The following is a 16114-nucleotide window of genomic DNA, read 5'->3' as shown; positions in this document are numbered from 1 at the left end:
GTGCGAGAACCGAGGGTGGTACTGGGTGAGCCTGCACCCCACGTGGACGTGGGAGTGCGACCCCGGCCTCGGCACTGACGGAAAGTTCAAGTACCACCTGTACCTGTGGTACTGAAGGGTGTTGTAGGAGGCCGCGAGCAGGGCCCCTCCTGCGCACAGGCAAAGTTGAGGACCGAGCGGGTGTGGGAGCGGGCGTTCACCGGGCCGCGGGTGGGGCCATCCGTGGTGGCTTCCGCTGGCTGACCGGGTGCGACGCACACGATGCGGCAGCTCGCCTCGCTGCTCAGCGGCGCGGTCCGCTGCTCACGCTGGAGCCGGCCGAGCGGCTGGGGATTGTGGACGGCATTCTGGTCCCGGTCCCCGGCCGCCCCGGTCGGCGCGCATGCGTACGGATTCCTATGCCCCGTGCATGCCGAAGGTCAGCGCCGCAGGGCTACGCCTCGGGGCCCTTTGCCGCTCTGATTATCACGTCACCGACCTGGCTCACGATGAAGGCGGGATCTGCAGCGCCGGATTCCTGATAGTGGCTGACCGCGCGGCGCATCGCGTCGGCGCCGTTGCCCCAACCCCAGTCGACCTGGGTATGCAGCTGCCCGATACGGGGTCGAGCCGGTGAAGCGGGGCGAGGGCCTTGTCCCGTTGCGAGCCGGCGGGGATCATGACCGGGTGCAGCACAGAGTGGAACTCCACGAACTACTCGCACGTGCTGGACTCACGGTCGTTGAGGACGTGCGCCCGGGCAGCCTGTTCCCGCCGGAGGCCGGCTGGCGGATCGGGCGGGGGATCGCGGCGCCGGACGGCGTGGTCCGAGTGCTCGATGCCGCGTGGTGGCGTCGTCTTTGTGATGTCGACGGTGAGTTCCTGGTGGCCGTCCTCGGGCACCGGATCGGCGGCAACGACTCCTGGTGGACCCGGGTCCGGCACGCCGGGAGCGGCGTGCCGGAGTTGACCGGCGACCCCGGGTTCGTGGCGCTCTCCCTCGACGGGCAGGTGCTGCTGGCGGAGGTGCCCGGCGCGGGCGGGCCTCGGGTGACGGCCCTGGACCGGCTGCCGGAGCGGCTGGAGGAGGCTGCCGCGGCCGCCGGCCGCGAGACGAAGGTCGATCGCGCCGAGGTGTGGGCGGCGGCGCCCGGCCCAGGTGCGTGGCCTCTGCACTGGGCGGAGGGGATCGGGTCCAATCAGGCCGCGACGGACGAACTGCTGATCCGGCTGCTGGATGTGGAAGACGGCTTCCTGCACGGATGCGACCGGCCCGCCGTCCTCGACGCCGCCGTGGCGCACCCCGATCCGCGGGTGCGGTCAAGGGCCGCCGACACCTTCCGGCCCAAGCTCACGTCCGATCAGTGGATACACCTGGTCCGCGCCGAGCCGTCGCCGAATCGACGCGTGCTCTGGGCGGAGCGCGCCTGCATCTGGGGCGCCGAACTCCCCGAGGACCTGTACGACGACCTCCTCGCCGGCCCGTCCCGCGCGCGAGCCGCCGAACTCCCGTCGCTTCCCGCACAGCACCTCCCTGGCCTTGCGGCCGACGCCGATCCCCGGGTGCGGGCGGCGGCCTGTGCCCGGTGGCAGGATCTCGCTGCGCCGCTGCGGGAGCGGCTGCTGACCGACACCGACTACGCGGTGCGAACGGCTGCGCTGCTCGCCCACCACACCGGCATACCCATGCCTCGCGAGGTCTTCGCCGCCCTGCCCGACCCGCGGCGGGCGCTCGAACGGTGCCGCCTCGCGCCCGAGCTGGAGGCGGATCTGGTCCGGGACGGGGACGCCGAGGTACGTCGAGCGCTGGCCGCCAACCCGGGCCTGGGCGCGCACGGCGTCGCCGTGCTGGCGGAGGACCCGCATGACGACATCCGCTCCGCGGTGGCGCTGCGCCCCGATCTCACCGAGGAACAACGTGCCGCGGTGCGCCACGACTTGGACCCGACGTCGATGTCGCACACCCTGCCCTGGGTCGAGGACCTGCACGGCGACGCCGACGCGATGCGCCGTCTCGCCGCGTCGTCCCACCCGCTGGTCCGCCGCAGTGTGGCCCGAGCCCGGCACCTCCCGCCGGATGTCGTGGCGCACCTGGCGCGGGACGAGGACCGGGTGGTCCGCCTATTCCTCGCCGAATCGTGCCAGGACGCACCGGCCGACATACTGCTGGAGGTCTGGCGCTGGTGGGACGGCAGCTTCAGCCACCCCGACCGGCCCCGCAGCCACCCCAACTTCCCCCGTAGGGGCCTGCTGCGCTACACCACCGACCCCAGCGGGCGGATGCGCCGCCTTGCCCTGGACGATCCGGAGTCGATACCGGCCGACGTCGCACGCCTGGCCCGGGATCCCGAAGCCGAGGTACGCCGCCGCGCGGCTGAGGACCCCCGGCTGTCACCGGCCGACGCGGTGCGTCTGCTGAACGACCCGGAGGCTCACGTCCGCGGCACCGCGGTGCGCAATCCGCGGCTGCCAGCCCGCGTCCTGGCCGGACTGCTGCACGATCGCGACACGGCATCCGCAGCGGTCACCAACCCGGCGATCCCGGTCCCCGTCCTGCACCGCATCCTTACCGCGGCCGCGGAAGCCGTGGCAGCCTCGCGCTGAACACCGACCCCTCACACGGCGGCCGTGGCAGCCCGAAGCTGAACTCCTGCACACGTGCTTCGTTAGGTTCTGGAGGCTGGTATCCGTACCGTCGGTCAGGGCTCCAGCACGCGGGCGTCACATCTTGTCTCCTGCGCCCCATAACCCACGACCCAGATCATCCAGGCGCGGACACTCCACAGCCAGGAGGTCGGAACCTGGCCGACCGCGGCCGCGAGCCCACGCTCCAGGAGCCTCGACGTGGGGTACGACGGCCTCGAACGTCATCGGTCTCTGCGCGGGCCCCACCGCGTAGCCGAGACCGCTGGCGGCGAACACGGTGGAACGCCGTCGCGCGCCGGCCTCCTCACCCCGGTCCCGACCGGCGGCCGACCGGATGGGGTACCCGCGAGGTTGTCCGCGTCCCTCTCGTGGCTTCTGGAGGTCGGCGCGAAGTGGCCTGCGACAGCACCCCCTGCTCCGTCCGCCGCTGCCTAGCTTCACCTCGGTGCCGTCGGGTCAACCACCACCGCTGCCACTGGGGGTGCGGGCCTCGGATTCGCCTGCGATGAGCCGGGCCATTGCGGTCAGGAGCTCCTCGGGTGCACTGGTGGTTCTGGACTTTCCGGACGGTGCAGGACTGGTCGAAGACGAAGGTGCAGCGGTGCGGCGTGACTTCGAGAGGTGCGCTATGCAGCAAGAGCGGAAGGTGGCGGTAAGGCAGGAGTAGAACACCGGGGCCGCTGAACAACGTGCCCCGGGGTATACGGCTGCGCATGGCACTGAAGACCGAACGCGTCATGTTCCTACGGGCCGTGCGGCAGCTGTACCGGGTCCGCACTTTCTATGCCGGGGGCGTCCTGCTGTGGGCGGTGTGCACCACCTGTACCAGCTGGCAGGCACCGGGGAGTCGGCAGATGTGGGTGTCCGTCCTCCTCCTGGCCGTCTTCACCGGGCTCCTCGTCACCGCCGCCTTGTCCCTGCGACGTCTGGAGGCCCCCGAGATGGTCCGGCCCGCGCATCACGCGGCCTCGAACAAGGCAGCAAGCCCTCGTCACGCTCACGCCTGAGGCTCCGCCCCCCAGGATGAGCCGACCAGCTCGCGCCGAGGGGCACCGGCTTCACAGCGTTCCTACGTCTGTGGTGGCGGTGGCCGGGCATACGGGCTTCACCCCCTTTGAGAGGAGCTCGTTTCATGCTCGGCATAGTCGCGGCGGTGCTGTTCTTCGTCTCTTTCTTGATCAACGCGGCGGACGTCAGTACCAATGATGTGTTCTCTTCGACGAACGTGATGCTGCTGGGGCTGACTGCTCTGGCACTGCACGTGGCAGGGATCGGCTCCGGCTGGGCCCGCAGACGCTGACCACATGAGGCAGGCCTGATGGCAGCCCGCCACCAGGCCTGCCCAAGTCCCTGTTCTTTCGTTGCAGCCCTGACGGTCCTTCCGGCTGCACCTCCAGAACGGTGGTGTCCGGCAGGTACGCGGCCGGCCGGTACATGGAGGGAGCGATGGCCGTTGAGTGAAGGTGACGTGGGGGAGTTGTCATAGGTCGTCAACGCGCGTAGCGCCCCATGGGCAACTGCGGTTTTCTCATGACCGCATCTCCAACCCCCCACCACGTTCGGAGACTTCATGCGTCACGCAGTCCTTGGCTTGCCCGCAACGGCTTTACTTTTGATCGGTGCCAGTGCGGCTCCCGCCCTGGCTGATCCGCCCCCGCCGCCGTCCACGGTGACCGCCCGGCAAGAGCTGGCAGCACTCGTCGTGGAGGCCCCGCACTCGATGGACGGCTACGCCCGAGACAAGTTCGACATCTGGTCCACCCAGACGGACGGCTGCACCACCCGGCAGACGGTCCTGGCCCGTGACGGCAAGGACGGGGAGAACAAGCCGAGCAGCTGTCAGCCCGCGTCCGGGCTCCTGGTACTCGTCGTACGACGACACCACGGTCACTGAAGTCGCCAAAGCCACCATCGACCACATGGTGCCCCTAGCCGAGGCCTGGCGCTCCGGCGCCGACACCTGGAGTGCGGATCAGAGGAAAGCTTTCGGTAGCGACCTCATAGATCCCCAGCTGCTGATCGCCTCCGAGTCCTCGAACACCCCGAAGTCCGACAGCGGGAGCCGACTGGAAGCCGACCAACCACGCCTTCTGGTGCACCTACGCCAAGGACTACACGCACATTAAGTCCGTCTGGAAGCTGACCACCACCGGCCAGGAAAAGGCGGCTCTGTCGGCCATGCTCGACACCTGCCCGACCTGACACCACGCGTCTGCCTCTGGCGGGCAACCGCAGTGACGCGACGCAGGCGTCGGCCCTGGCGTGCCGGACACCGGCGCAAAGGAGCCCATGGTGCGCGGCGGCGGGGCTTCGGCGCCTGCTAAGCGCTCCGCGTGGCACCGTCCCAGGCACCGGTTTTCCGTTGGCCGTCGGCCGCGCGCACGGTCCGGCGCCGCTGAATGCCGCACGTGTCGAGCAGGGCAGTGAGGCCGGCTCATGCAGAGCCGACTGCTGCCAGCCGCGCTGAACCGCGCGGCGACTTCGGCATGCCGTTTTCCCTGGTGGGAGGGGTCGGCCGGTTCTCAACCCACACCACTCAGAGGGCATGACATGTACGCGTCATGTATGGCAGCCTCTGAGTCACCCGCTGCATTCCACAGCTGTTCGGGCTGGCCCCATACCGGCCCGGCGGCATTCCCTCCACAACAAGGAGCCTTTGTTCGTGAGCCTCCTCAACGTGCGTCATCAGCGCACCGCTTTGGCCATCGCGACCGCGGTGGCGGCCGGAGCTCTGCTGCCCACGGGTCTGGCCACCAGCGCCTCAGCCCAGATCCCAGCCGAATCCGCAGCGGCCAAGCCGCTCGGTGCGGCCCCGACCCCTCTGTCGGCCGCCGCCCGCACCACCCTGATCCACGAGGCGCAGGCCGGCGCCGCCACCACGGCGCAGCGAATAGTGCTGGGCGCGAAGGAGCAGCTGGTCGTCAAGGACGTCGTCAAGGACACCGACGGCACCGTGCACACCCGCTACGAACGCACCTACGCGGGTCTGCCGGTGCTCGGCGGCGACCTGGTCGTCCACACGACCAAGTCCGGCAAGGCCGAGGGCGTCACCAGAGCGACCACGGCGTCCATCAAGGTGGCCTCGCTCAAGCCGCAGATCACCGCGGCGAAGGCCGAGAAGCAGGCGGTGTCCGCCGCCAAGACGCTCGGCTCCGCCAAGACCGCCGCGGACGGCGCCCGCAAGGTGATCTGGGCCGGCTCCGGCAAGCCCGTCCTCGCCTACGAGACGGTCGTCGGCGGCTTCCAGAACGACGGCACGCCGAGCCAGCTGCACGTCATCACCGACGCCGCCACCGGCAAGAAGCTCTTCCAATACCAGGGCATCGAGACCGGCGCCGGCAACACCCAGTACAGCGGCAAGGTCGACCTGACCAGCACCCAGTCCGGATCGTCGTACACCCTCACCGACGGCACCCGCGGCGGCCACAAGACCTACAACCTCGACCACGGCTCCGACGGCACCGGCACATTGTTCTCCCAGGACAGCGACACCTGGGGCGACGGAAAGGTCTCCAACGCGGCCACCGCCGCCGCGGACGCTGCCTACGGCGCCCAGGAGACCTGGGACTTCTACAAGAAGACCTTCAACCGCAGCGGCATCAAGAACGACGGCGTCGGCGCCTACTCCCGCGTCCACTACGGCAACGCCTACGTGAACGCCTTCTGGGACGACAGCTGCTTCTGCATGACCTACGGCGACGGCACCAAAGACGCCGCCCCCCTCACCTCACTGGATGTTGCCGGCCACGAGATGAGCCACGGCGTCACCTCCAACACCGCGGGCCTGGAGTACTCCGGCGAGTCCGGCGGCCTGAACGAGGCCACCTCCGACATCTTCGGCACCGGCGTGGAGTTCTTCGCCAACAACTCCACCGACACCGGTGACTACCTCATCGGCGAGAAGATCGACATCAACGGCGACGGCACCCCGCTGCGCTACATGGACAAGCCCAGCAAGGACGGCGGCTCCGCCGACTACTGGTCCGCGGACGTCGGCAACAAGGACGTGCACTACTCCTCCGGCGTCGCCAACCACTTCTTCTACCTCCTCGCCGAGGGGAGCGGCGCGAAGAAGATCAACGACGTCAGCTACGACTCGCCCACCCAGGACGGCTCCAAGGTCACCGGCATCGGCCGCGACAAGGCCTTGCAGATCTGGTACAAGGCGCTGACCACGTACTTCACCTCCAAGACCGACTACAAGGCAGCCCGCGAAGGCACCCTCAAGGCGGCAGCGGACCTCTTCGGTGCGGACAGCACCGAAGCCAAGACAGTTGCCGCGGCCTGGACCGCGGTTAACGTCAGCTGACAAACACACCGCACCGGGGACGGGCAGGGACTCAACCCCCTGCCCGCCCCTGGCCAGGGAGCTGGAGATCAAGGGCGGGTCAGCCACATGGACGGGCTCTGCCCCGGACTTCGCCGACCGCTACACCGAGGCGACCGCGCTGATCAGCAAAGTGAAGCCCAAGCTAGCTTGAACGCCGTCTAAGCGTTGTCCCGTAAATGATCTACGGCAGGCCGGTTGACCAGCGATGTTTCCATGTCATCCGGCAAGGGTGAGGTTGTGGAGGCGGGCGATGCCGAGCATGGCGTGGTGAGCCCCGTCGCCTTTCCGGCGGCAGTCGCGGAGGATCTTCCAGGTCTTCATGCGGGCGAAGACGTGCTCGACGCGGGCGCGGACGTTGCGGTGCGAACGGTTGTCGCGCAGATTGCCGTCGGCTTCGGTATTTCGGTGGGCACCGCCCACGCCTACACCACCGCGGTGATCAGCTTGCTGGAGGGGCGCGAGACCGGTCCCGACTACGTCCTGCTGGACGGCACTCTTGCCGCGTGGGACCGCCTGGGCGTGAACGTGCCGCTGGTGACCGATCCGGACGGCCGACTGCTGTCGATCTCGCCCGCACTGCCCGGCCGCGCGCACGACCTCACCGCGGCCCGCAGCCACCGGATCATCCGGATCTGCGAACGCCAGGGCATCCCCATCCTCGCCGACCGCGCCTACCTGGGAGCCGGGCCGTGGGTGACGACGCCCCTCAGACCGCGTTTGAGATCTGCCCTGTCTTGCGGCTGAGGTGCCGCCGGAGTGGCCGGTGCTGTTGAGGGGAGCTACCTGACGGAGGTGACAGATGCGGAACCGGTGAAGCAGTGCTCACCAGCGAGGAAGGTGAACGGCGGTCTACGAAGCAGCCGTTGCAGAGTCAGCTAATGTCCGAGCATGGCAGAGAAGGACATAGCCGGGACAGCACCAGACGACCCTGTGGCAGCCAAGTGGCAGGTCGTGCGGGAGATGGACGCGAACCTCATCGACAAGGCCCTTGTAGAGGCGGCATACGCAAACCCTGCCCTCCGAGCTCTGTTTCCGCTGGTCAGCCATGGATCGCTGCAGTTCAGCCGGTGCACCCGCTTCCCTTGGTCGCAAGACCTGCCCTCGATCTTCCCCAACGGCGAACGGCACTTCCGTGTTCTTCGGCTGTATGAGCCGCGCGGTTCGGGGCGGGAGCAGATTGGTGGCGCTGTCACTGCCGATGAGGCCGTGGAACTCGTAGCCTCGCACCTCCCCCCAAACTGTGGTCCTGCCCTTGACGGCACGCCCGACGACCTCGAACCGCTCAGCTGAGTCAAATAGCTTGTCCAGCTGCGGTGCGTACGAGCGGGTGAGGGCCCGGCCGCGTCGCCGATCCGCCACGGGTGAGTCGGCGGACCACGATGCCGATCATCGCCCAGCGGATTACGGTCTCGGACCGGGCCGGAATGGTCTCGTAGTCCCGGGCGAGGCGGCGGTGGGCGGTGAGCCAAGAGAATGAGCGCTCGATCGCCCACCGCTCGGGTTGGACCTGGAAGCCGCGCTGGCCAGGGTCTTTACGGACGATGTCCAGCTCGTGGCCGAGGATCTGGGCGGTCCGATCGACCAGGCGGCCGGCGAAGCCCTGATCCGCCCAGAACTTCTGGATCTGCGGGTGGTCGAGCCGGGCCCACAAGAGCGGTCGACGGGCACTGTCGCGGTCCTGGACGCTCGCGGCGACGACGTGGACCGCAATGAGCAGGCCGAGGGTGTCGGTGACCAGGAACCGCTTGCGACCCTTGACCTTCTTGCCGGCGTCGAAGCCCCTGGTTGCCGCGGGGACGGTGTCAGCGGTGCGGATGGACTGTGAGTCGACTAGGCCGGCGCTCGGCTCGACATTGCGGCCGTCAGCCTCGCGCACCCTCTCCCGCAGTGCGTCGTGGACGCGCTCGACGGTGCCGTCGTCGTGCCACCAGGTGAAGTACCAGTACACCGTTGGCCACGGCGGGAAGTCCTTCGGCAGCTGCCGAACAGGCGCACCCGGTCCGCACCACGTAGAAGACCGCGTCCACGATCCGACGCCGCGGATGCTTCTCCCGCCGCCCGCCCTTCGGCCCCACCCGCGCCGGCGGCAGCAGCGGCTCCGCCAGCATCCACTGCTCGTCCGTCAGATCCGACGGATATCCGCCCCCAGAACCACTCATGGAGAGATGAACGAGCACGTCAGCCCACGGCTAGGGCAGATCTCAAACGCGGTCTGAGGCGCGGACGCCCGCCTCCTGGCGTGTCAGTCGGCCGGAGGCAGGCGGCTGGGTGCCGTGTTGCTCACCTGCTGGAAGACGACCGAGGTGCGGAAGCCGGTCACCTCGCCGCGCTTACTGAGCCGGTCGGTCAGGAAGGCGTGCAGGCGGTCGAGATCCTGCACGGCGACGTGGAGGAGGAAGTCGTCGCCTCCGGAGAGCACGAAGACGTGCAGCACCTCCGGGAGTTGTGCGGCGAAGGCCTTGAAGCCGTCGATGACGGTCCGGCTGAGTGGGCGGACCTGGACCGACACCAGCGCCTGGACGCCCCGGTTGAGGGCGGCCGGGTCGATGTCCGCGTGGTAGCCGCGGATGACGCCGCGGCGGTGGAGCGCCCGGACCCGTTCCAGGCAGGTGGAGGGGGCGATGCCGAGCTGTCGGGCGAGGTCGCGGTTGGACCGCCGCGCATCTGTCTGGAGGAGCCGGACAATCTCCGAATCAAGTTCATCCATGGTCGGCGACCCTAGCCCAACTTCACTCATTCGTTCGGTGGAAGGCCCGCGCAGAGGATCAATCGGGCAGTGTTGCGAGGGTCAGATCGCACGAACGAAGGAAGGACGCAGTGATGCTCGATCACGAGCAGGTAGTGGTCCGCACCGGTCGGCGTTCCCGGCTGCCGGTGATCGTGGCCGTCCACTCCACGGCACTCGGCCCGGCGGCGGGAGGCCTGCGCCTGTGGCACTACCCCGACTGGCGGGACGGCCTCACCGACGCCCTGCGCCTGTCCGCGGCGATGACCGCGAAGTTCGCCGTGGCCGGGCTGCCCAGCGGGGGAGGCAAAGCAGTCGTGGCCCTGCCGGAGGGCGCGGTGCTGGAACCGGAGCGACGTGGCGCCGTACTCGAAGACGTGGCCGACACCATCGAGTCGCTGGGCGGGACGTACACCACCGGACCGGATGTCGGAACCGGCCCCGACGACATGGCGGTGATCGGACGGACCACCCCCCACGTCTTCTGCCGGCCCGCGCGTCTGGGCGGCAGCGGCGACTCGTCCCCGCACACCGCACGGGGAACGCTCGCCGCTCTGCGGGCCGTCGGCCGGCGGCTGTACGGCACCGGGCGGCTGGACGGACGTCGGCTGGCCGTGGCCGGTCTGGGCCGGGTCGGCGCGGGCCTCGCCCGGCTGCTCGCCGCCGAGGGCGCCGCCCTGACGGTGACCGACGTCGACCCCGCCAAGCGGAGGATCGGCGACGAGCTGGGCGCCGACTGGGCCGCGCCCGACGAGATCCACGCCGCGGACGTGGACATCGTGGTCCCCGCGGCCCTCGGCTCCTTCCTGACTCGCAACGGCGTGGCCGAGCTGCGCTGCCGCGCCGTGGTCGGGCCGGCCAACAACCAACTGGCCACGCCGGATGTCGCCGACCTGCTGCACCGGCGCGGCATCGTCTGGGTGCCGGACTACGTGGCGAGCGCCGGCGGGGTCATCCATGCCGTCAGCGTCGAAGTCCACCGCCTCGCCGCCGAGGAGGCACGCGCACGCGTCGACGCAATCGAGGACACCGTCAGCGAGCTGCTCCACACCGCGGAATCCCGGGGCCGGACCCCGGCCCAGGCGGCCGACGAGCTGGCCCGGCGCCGCCTGGACGCCGCGTCCGACCCCGCAGGCCCCTCCGCCGCCTAGCACCCTTGGGCGCGCGAACACGAGCCGCCGGCACGGGAGTCGGACCGGGACCGGCCGTCACCGGTGTCGCCCGGGCGCCGGGCCACCGACCACACCTGGAGGATCATGTCCCCCGACACGGGAAGCGCCGTCGACCACTACGACCGGATGCTGGCCGAGCACTACACCTGGATGCTGGGCGGCGACCTGCGGAAGGTCGCCGACCGGCAGGCCGAGTTGCTCGCCGGCCTCGGCCTGACCCGCACCGCAACCGGCACAGCCGTCGACCTGGGCTGCGGCTCCGGTGCCCACCCGGTGGTCGCGGTGGACACCAGCCACCCCCTGCTCGACGAGCTGCTCGCGCACGTCCCCGACGGCGCGAGCGTCCGGCCCGTGCACGGCGACCTCTTCCCGCCCGCGAGGGCCTGGCGTAACCCCGTCCATCTTCCGTGGCGCCCGCTGGTGCCGCGGGCGGAGCCCCAGACGTCGCCGGAACACCGTCGGGGCGCCCTATGGGGCTGACCACATCGAGGAGGGGAATGCGAGGTGCGGGGCTCTACCGGCGGCGGGCCTGCACAACCCCGTTCCCGCATCCTGAAGACGTCGCCCGGCCGGCCGCGCACAGACCCTGACAACGCCTCCGCGCCCAGTGCAGGCGAGGGCCGGCGAGCACCGTAAAGCTGCGTCCCATTCAACGTGGCCCGCTGGGAGTGGCCTGTCGGGCGGATGCCCGCGCCTCGTCCAGGGCCTTGGCGAACTCCGCGTCCCGGCCGCGCCGTTGGTAGATCGCCGCGCTGCTCACGCCGATGGCGGCGGCGGCCGCGATGACGGTGGTGCCCGGCTTGCTCAGTTCCCCGAGGAAACGAGCCACGCGCTGGGGAGTGAGCCGGATGACCTGGGGGGGGAGGAGGCGGCGCTGACCGCGTCGCATGCGGCCGCGAACGTCGGATCGTCTCCCCGCCAGGCCCCCGCACCGCTGATCCCGAGGATCAGCTCTGCCCGGCCCGGGGAGATCCCGAGGGCCAGGAGGCGAAGGAAGTCGGCCCGCAGGGTGTGGCCGCGTTCCTCGAGGACGTCGGGATCCCGGCCGGCGAGAGCGATCGCCAGTCAGGTGTCGCTACGGGCCCTGGCCCACACAGCGCGCAGATCGATGCCGAGTTCCGCGGCCGCAACGTCCAGGTTCCGCCCGTGCCGGAGAACGGTGATGAGCCGGCTGGCCTGGCGGCCGGTGAGCGGGACGGGGTCGGTCATGCCCGCACCCTACGGGCGCGACGTGCCCGCTCTAGAACAAGGTGTCAGTGTTCTCAAAGTCCTCGGCGGGTGCCCGGCCCGGCGTGCGGGGGCGGCGGGGACGCGGGGGCTTGGGGTCCTTCCCGAACAGGGGTTGGGTCCCGCACTCGTCGGGCACGGCGGGCACCGGCCGGCACACGGCCGCGTCGACCAGGTTCAGCGGGGCGCAGTCGTCGAAATCGGCGCGCTTCATCCGGGTCCAGTCCCGGCCCTGGGGTATGGCGGTCACCTGCGTCTCCTGTCTGCGCTCGCGGTCGGGTGCGGGCGGCGCCCCCGGCCGCCTGTGGGTGTCCCAAGCAGTGCCGTGCGGTGCTCGCGATCCACGGCGAGCCGCCGCGCCCCGGCGGCCGTACGGCGGACACCGAACATCGTCTTCTACCACCATCGCTTTCCCTCCCCGGCGACATTCTTTCCGCCGAGCAGCCGCCCACGGGCCGACCATGCTTGGGGGACCCGGGGGCTGGGGTCGGATGCGCAGGAAGGTGCAGTGCTTGGTGGTCCGGCCTGAAGAAGTGGCGTGGGGCCCAGCCTCAACTCGCCAGACCCCACGGGGCCAGGCGTGGCGGTACGGCGTTGGCGATCCCGCGGGCTCCGGGGCCAAGGTGTCGATGGTGCCGAGCACGCACGTGGTGGCCGGCTTGGCGTAGGCGGTCGGCACCTCCTTGCTCACCAAGCAGGTGTTGAGTCCCCAGCTCGGGTGCCCCTGCGGCCGGATGCCGCTGAGGACGTCGCGCAATGGGTCCTCCAGCACCTCGATGTGGCGGGCGTCGGCCGTCTTGCCGGGCACTGCCTTTGCGGCCTGGGGGAGGGGGTCGGTGACGAAGGTGCCTCTGCCGTGCACGATGTCGACCAGCCTCTCGGCGCGCAGTACGCGCAGTGCCGCCTGGGCGGTGGCGCCCGCGATGTCGTACTGCTCCTGGAGGCTGCGCACGGCAGGCAGCCGTTCACCCGGCCGCAGCTGTCCGGACAGGATCTTCCGCCTCAAGTCTGCCGCCGTCCGCTGGTAGGGAGGCAGCAGTGCAAGATCTGACGGGGGCGGCGCGGCGCCGTCCGCCGCGTTCACCGGCGGCTTCCGGTGGTGTCGCGGCGGGGCCGGTTCGGCTCCCGGCCGATCTGTGCGGCGACCTGCCTGATCTCCGCCTCGCCGTAGGCGGTGCGCACCCCGGAGGGGCTGTACCCGGCGTGGCGGGCGAGTTCCTCCAGCCCGTAGGGGCGGCTGCCGTGGAACTCGCGCCCGAAGGCCAACAGTTGCCGGATCCGGGCGTCCCCGGCCTCCTAATGTGCCTTCAGGTCGTCGAGCGCCAGCAGCAGCGGGTCTGTCCGGAGTTCCTGGCCCGCGGCCTCCAGGGCGAGGGCGTCGTTGCTGCGCTGCTCCGCTACCTGTTCGCAGGCGTCGGCGTAACAGGCCTCGGGGATGACGGTGCCCGGTTCGGGCATGGGGTGGCGCAGGGCGGTCAGTTCTTCAACCGGACGCATGATGCGACGAATCGCAGAATTTTGCGATGATCGCAATAGAGGTTCACGGAACGGCGGCACACGACCGACCCCGCTCCGCAGGCGACACCTCCGCCCGCAGCTTGTGCCGCCTCCTCGGACCCGTTTCCGGAGATCCACCAGGGATTGTCAGTGCCTGCCTTTAGAGTCCTGAGCGGGGTTGGACGCGCACTCCCCGAGGCCATCATCCGGGCGCCCACGCCGCCGGGTGGTCAAGGCTGAAGGCTCGCCGGGAAAGCCCGGCACCCGGACCAGGGTCCGGGCGGGGGCCCGCGACGCTGCGGCATGCCTGAGACGGTCGTGAGCCTGGTGGCGGGAGGCGTGGGGAACCGTCCGGAGGACTCGTCATGGCGAAGCACGGGAGTAACGATCTCAAGGCGCGCGCTCGGCGCCTAGCCGCGAAGGAAGGCATCTCCTACGCAGCCGCCCTGCAACGCCTGCGGGCCGGCCACGAGGAGCGGACCGCCAAGCCGACCCCCCGGACCGATCCGGACCGCTGGCGCGCTCACGGACCACTTCGCGACGGCCTGTGCTGGCTTCCGCCGCTGGCCACAGCGGAGACGGGCGTACGGGTCTCGGTGCCGCGCTCGGTGCGCGCTCATCGGCTGTGGATCGAGCGGATCGAGCCGCTGCTGATCGACCGCTGGGACGGCGCGACGCCCCACGTGGCCTGCGAGCACCGTGACCTGCTCCTGGAGGTACTGCGTGCGGTGTGCGGCCGCACCGGACGCGAGCTGGAGCCGACCGAGTACGTCGACGTCGACGTGCGCCTGGACGCTGTCCGGGCCGAGGGGCGGCTGCTGCTGGAGTGGGCGGGGGTGGAGCTGGCTCATGCAGGCGATCACCACTCCTGGACGAGCCCGCGACTGACGCACTGCGAGGTCCTCGCCGGCACGATGCTCCTGGAGACCGAGAGGCAGGGGAAACCGCCCGGCGGCGGATCACCTGGGATCCCGGCACAGTGCTGTGGGTACAAGGCGTTCCCCGCACAGCCTTCGCAGGCGAACCTGCCGATGCCTACGACGTGGTGGCCGTCAGCACGGACGATCCCACCGATCCGGTGCGTCGCCAGGGCTGGCGGCTGCTGGGCCTGAGGTATGGCGACCACGTCCCGCCGCCCCCGGCCGACGCAGCCGAAGGACGCCTGGGCCCCATCCCTGGCAACTGACCGCATGGCCTGTACGAGGTGCCCACGGACTACCCCGGCGAGCACCTCGCCGACTCCCTGCACGTGGATGAGCAGGCCGGCAGGATCTACGTCGCCAGCCACGAACCGACCCACATCACGGAGTACGTCCTGCCGCTGACCGACGAACGGCGGACGGCACTGGAGGCATACGCACAGGCCTACGGCCGGTCGTCGGCAGCCTACGCCACCATCGGCGCGAGCGAGGCCGCCGCCACCGCACTCGCCGCCACCGACTTCACCCCGCACCGCCTTTACCGGATGCTGCGCATCCTCGCGGTCCGCGACGCTGCCGATGTCGCCGTCCCTCGGCAGCCGGGGCCGCGCTGGCCGAGTGGGCTGAGGCCGGATGGAGCCTCAACGGCACCGGATTCGACCTGGCCGGGCAGCCGTTCGCCGCGATGGCCGACCCGGCCCGGTGCTGGACGGCTGCCGAGGCTGCACGCCTCGCCGACGCCGGAATCGGCGCGGCGCGCGCCTATGAGCTGCGCGCCGACGGCGAGAGCGTCCGCACCGTCGAGGAGTTGATCGCTCAGGATGCGGTTGCGGTAACAGAGGCCAGCCGCGAGGCGCTGGAGTTGCTGGCCGATGCCACCGAGACGGTCCCCGACGACCTCGCTGAAGCGCTGCCGAGGGCACGCACCCACACCACCGTCGCTCTGGACGAATGGACGGACGATCACCGCAGTCCGTTCGGCCCTCAGGGCAGTGGCGTCTGGGTACGCCTGACACGCCACGACTTCGGCCTGGCGGATGGCTCGACGCGCTCGCTGTGGGAGGTCAGCGACGGCTGGTGGGACTACGGTGCGGACGCCGACGCCGGTGAGACAACCACCCTTTTTCCTGTCCGCCCGCAGCGCCAGGACCGACTCGTGCGAGGCCCGGGACGCGCACCGCAGGCCAGCACCGTCGGCCCCTATCCCAGACCGGGAACTGCCGTGCCCCGGGCAGGGCGTACGGCACTGTGACAACTGCGGCTCGACCCCATCACGCCGAACCAGTTCCTGAAGCTAGCTGGATGCAGGCCAGTCTGGGACGGGCGTGCGGCCCTCGCTGCTACGACGCCATGAGCGATGCCCCCGGCCGCCACGCCCAGCGGCACCACCGCGTCTGACCGACCCGGTCCAGCATCCCGAGCGCAACTCCGGCGGCGTTCTGGTCCTTCACGTCGACCTCATGCACGACCCCGCCACGCGCGAAGCGCTCCTTGCTGATGATGCGCCGTCCAGATCCCGCCGCCGGCCGCGGGGGGTGGGGGGGGGGGCGGGGGCCCGGAAGGGCGTGGGCGTGGGCCCCGCGGCGGGGCGGCGGGCGGGGCGGTAGAGAGGCGATAA

The 16114-nt window shown here is 70.5% G+C and carries 18 protein-coding genes and 2 pseudogenes; 11 read left to right on the top strand and 9 right to left on the bottom strand.

The features are described from left to right. Positions 1-666: 666 nt before the first annotated feature. The 5 genes from ABZ923_RS00100 (at position 667) to ABZ923_RS00080 (ending at position 6934) form a co-directional block, all read left to right on the top strand. Entirely contained in the window at positions 667-2583 is a 1917-nt protein-coding gene (locus tag ABZ923_RS00100) for a hypothetical protein (RefSeq protein ID WP_361464613.1), read from the top strand. 755 nt (positions 2584-3338) lie between these two features. Next, positions 3339-3632, top strand: coding sequence for a hypothetical protein (locus ABZ923_RS00095; protein ID WP_361464610.1), 294 nt, complete (start codon positions 3339-3341; stop codon positions 3630-3632). A 125-nt stretch (positions 3633-3757) separates the two neighbouring features. Continuing rightward, entirely contained in the window at positions 3758-3925 is a 168-nt protein-coding gene (locus ABZ923_RS00090; RefSeq protein ID WP_361464608.1) for a hypothetical protein, read from the top strand. A 369-nt stretch (positions 3926-4294) separates the two neighbouring features. Continuing rightward, positions 4295-4519: a hypothetical protein gene (locus ABZ923_RS00085; RefSeq protein WP_361464606.1), complete on the top strand. Its 225-nt coding sequence runs from the start codon at positions 4295-4297 to the stop codon at positions 4517-4519. Between the two features lie 768 nt (positions 4520-5287). Continuing rightward, positions 5288-6934 (top strand): M4 family metallopeptidase, encoded by a 1647-nt coding sequence (locus ABZ923_RS00080; protein ID WP_361464603.1) that lies wholly within the window; start codon positions 5288-5290, stop codon positions 6932-6934. 237 nt (positions 6935-7171) lie between these two features. Here ABZ923_RS00080 and ABZ923_RS00075 read toward each other — a convergent pair whose 3' ends face one another. Next, positions 7172-7549, bottom strand: a complete 378-nt coding sequence (locus tag ABZ923_RS00075; RefSeq protein WP_361464600.1) for a transposase — start codon at positions 7547-7549, stop codon at positions 7172-7174. On the opposite strand from ABZ923_RS00075, the gene ABZ923_RS00070 reads away from it, so the two are divergent. After that, positions 7475-7699 (top strand): transposase family protein, encoded by a 225-nt coding sequence (locus tag ABZ923_RS00070; protein ID WP_361464597.1) that lies wholly within the window; start codon positions 7475-7477, stop codon positions 7697-7699. The genes ABZ923_RS00075 and ABZ923_RS00070 overlap by 75 nt on opposite strands. 144 nt (positions 7700-7843) lie before the next feature. Continuing rightward, positions 7844-8245, top strand: coding sequence for a DUF6193 family natural product biosynthesis protein (locus ABZ923_RS00065; RefSeq protein WP_361464595.1), 402 nt, complete (start codon positions 7844-7846; stop codon positions 8243-8245). A 1-nt stretch (position 8246) separates the two neighbouring features. On the opposite strand, the pseudogene ABZ923_RS00060 reads toward ABZ923_RS00065, so the two are convergent. Beyond that, positions 8247-9114, bottom strand: a pseudogene (locus tag ABZ923_RS00060) (IS5 family transposase). Between the two features lie 83 nt (positions 9115-9197). Further along, positions 9198-9662, bottom strand: a complete 465-nt coding sequence (locus ABZ923_RS00055; protein WP_361464592.1) for an Lrp/AsnC family transcriptional regulator — start codon at positions 9660-9662, stop codon at positions 9198-9200. 113 nt (positions 9663-9775) lie between these two features. Here ABZ923_RS00055 and ABZ923_RS00050 point away from each other — a divergent pair, with 113 nt between their 5' ends. Together ABZ923_RS00050 and ABZ923_RS00045 are read left to right on the top strand one after the other, a co-directional pair. After that, positions 9776-10831, top strand: coding sequence for a Glu/Leu/Phe/Val dehydrogenase dimerization domain-containing protein (locus ABZ923_RS00050; RefSeq protein ID WP_361464589.1), 1056 nt, complete (start codon positions 9776-9778; stop codon positions 10829-10831). Positions 10832-10936: 105 nt separating this feature from the next. Continuing rightward, complete coding sequence (locus ABZ923_RS00045) at positions 10937-11332, top strand: hypothetical protein (protein ID WP_361464586.1); 396 nt, start codon at positions 10937-10939, stop codon at positions 11330-11332. Positions 11333-11501: 169 nt separating this feature from the next. Here the strand turns inward: ABZ923_RS00045 and ABZ923_RS00040 are convergent, their stop codons facing one another. The 6 genes and pseudogenes from ABZ923_RS00040 to ABZ923_RS00015 all read right to left on the bottom strand — a co-directional run bounded on the left by ABZ923_RS00040 (position 11502) and on the right by ABZ923_RS00015 (position 13576). After that, complete coding sequence (locus ABZ923_RS00040) at positions 11502-11681, bottom strand: hypothetical protein (RefSeq protein WP_361464583.1); 180 nt, start codon at positions 11679-11681, stop codon at positions 11502-11504. A 236-nt stretch (positions 11682-11917) separates the two neighbouring features. Further along, positions 11918-12061, bottom strand: a complete 144-nt coding sequence (locus ABZ923_RS00035; protein WP_361464580.1) for a hypothetical protein — start codon at positions 12059-12061, stop codon at positions 11918-11920. A 31-nt stretch (positions 12062-12092) separates the two neighbouring features. After that, entirely contained in the window at positions 12093-12329 is a 237-nt protein-coding gene (locus ABZ923_RS00030) for a hypothetical protein (RefSeq protein ID WP_361465263.1), read from the bottom strand. 648 nt (positions 12330-12977) lie between these two features. Further along, a pseudogene (locus ABZ923_RS00025) lies at positions 12978-13163 on the bottom strand (GntR family transcriptional regulator); the annotation flags it as partial. Then, positions 13160-13345 (bottom strand): hypothetical protein, encoded by a 186-nt coding sequence (locus ABZ923_RS00020; RefSeq protein WP_361464577.1) that lies wholly within the window; start codon positions 13343-13345, stop codon positions 13160-13162. The pseudogene ABZ923_RS00025 and the gene ABZ923_RS00020, both read right to left, overlap by 4 nt. 30 nt (positions 13346-13375) lie before the next feature. Next, positions 13376-13576 carry a hypothetical protein gene (locus ABZ923_RS00015; RefSeq protein WP_361464574.1) on the bottom strand — a complete coding sequence of 67 codons (201 nt, stop codon included), beginning with the start codon at positions 13574-13576 and terminating at the stop codon, positions 13376-13378. A gap of 365 nt (positions 13577-13941) precedes the next feature. On the opposite strand from ABZ923_RS00015, the gene ABZ923_RS00010 reads away from it, so the two are divergent. Further along, on the top strand, positions 13942-14688 hold the full coding sequence (locus ABZ923_RS00010; protein WP_361464571.1) for a hypothetical protein: 747 nt from the start codon (positions 13942-13944) through the stop codon (positions 14686-14688). 493 nt (positions 14689-15181) lie between these two features. Further along, entirely contained in the window at positions 15182-15748 is a 567-nt protein-coding gene (locus tag ABZ923_RS00005; protein WP_361464568.1) for a hypothetical protein, read from the top strand. Positions 15749-16114: the final 366 nt, after the last annotated feature.

This window comes from Streptomyces sp. NPDC046881, from assembly GCF_040645015.1.
Lineage (GTDB): Bacteria > Actinomycetota > Actinomycetes > Streptomycetales > Streptomycetaceae > Streptomyces.
This window is presented reverse-complemented; position numbering and strand designations above follow the sequence as displayed.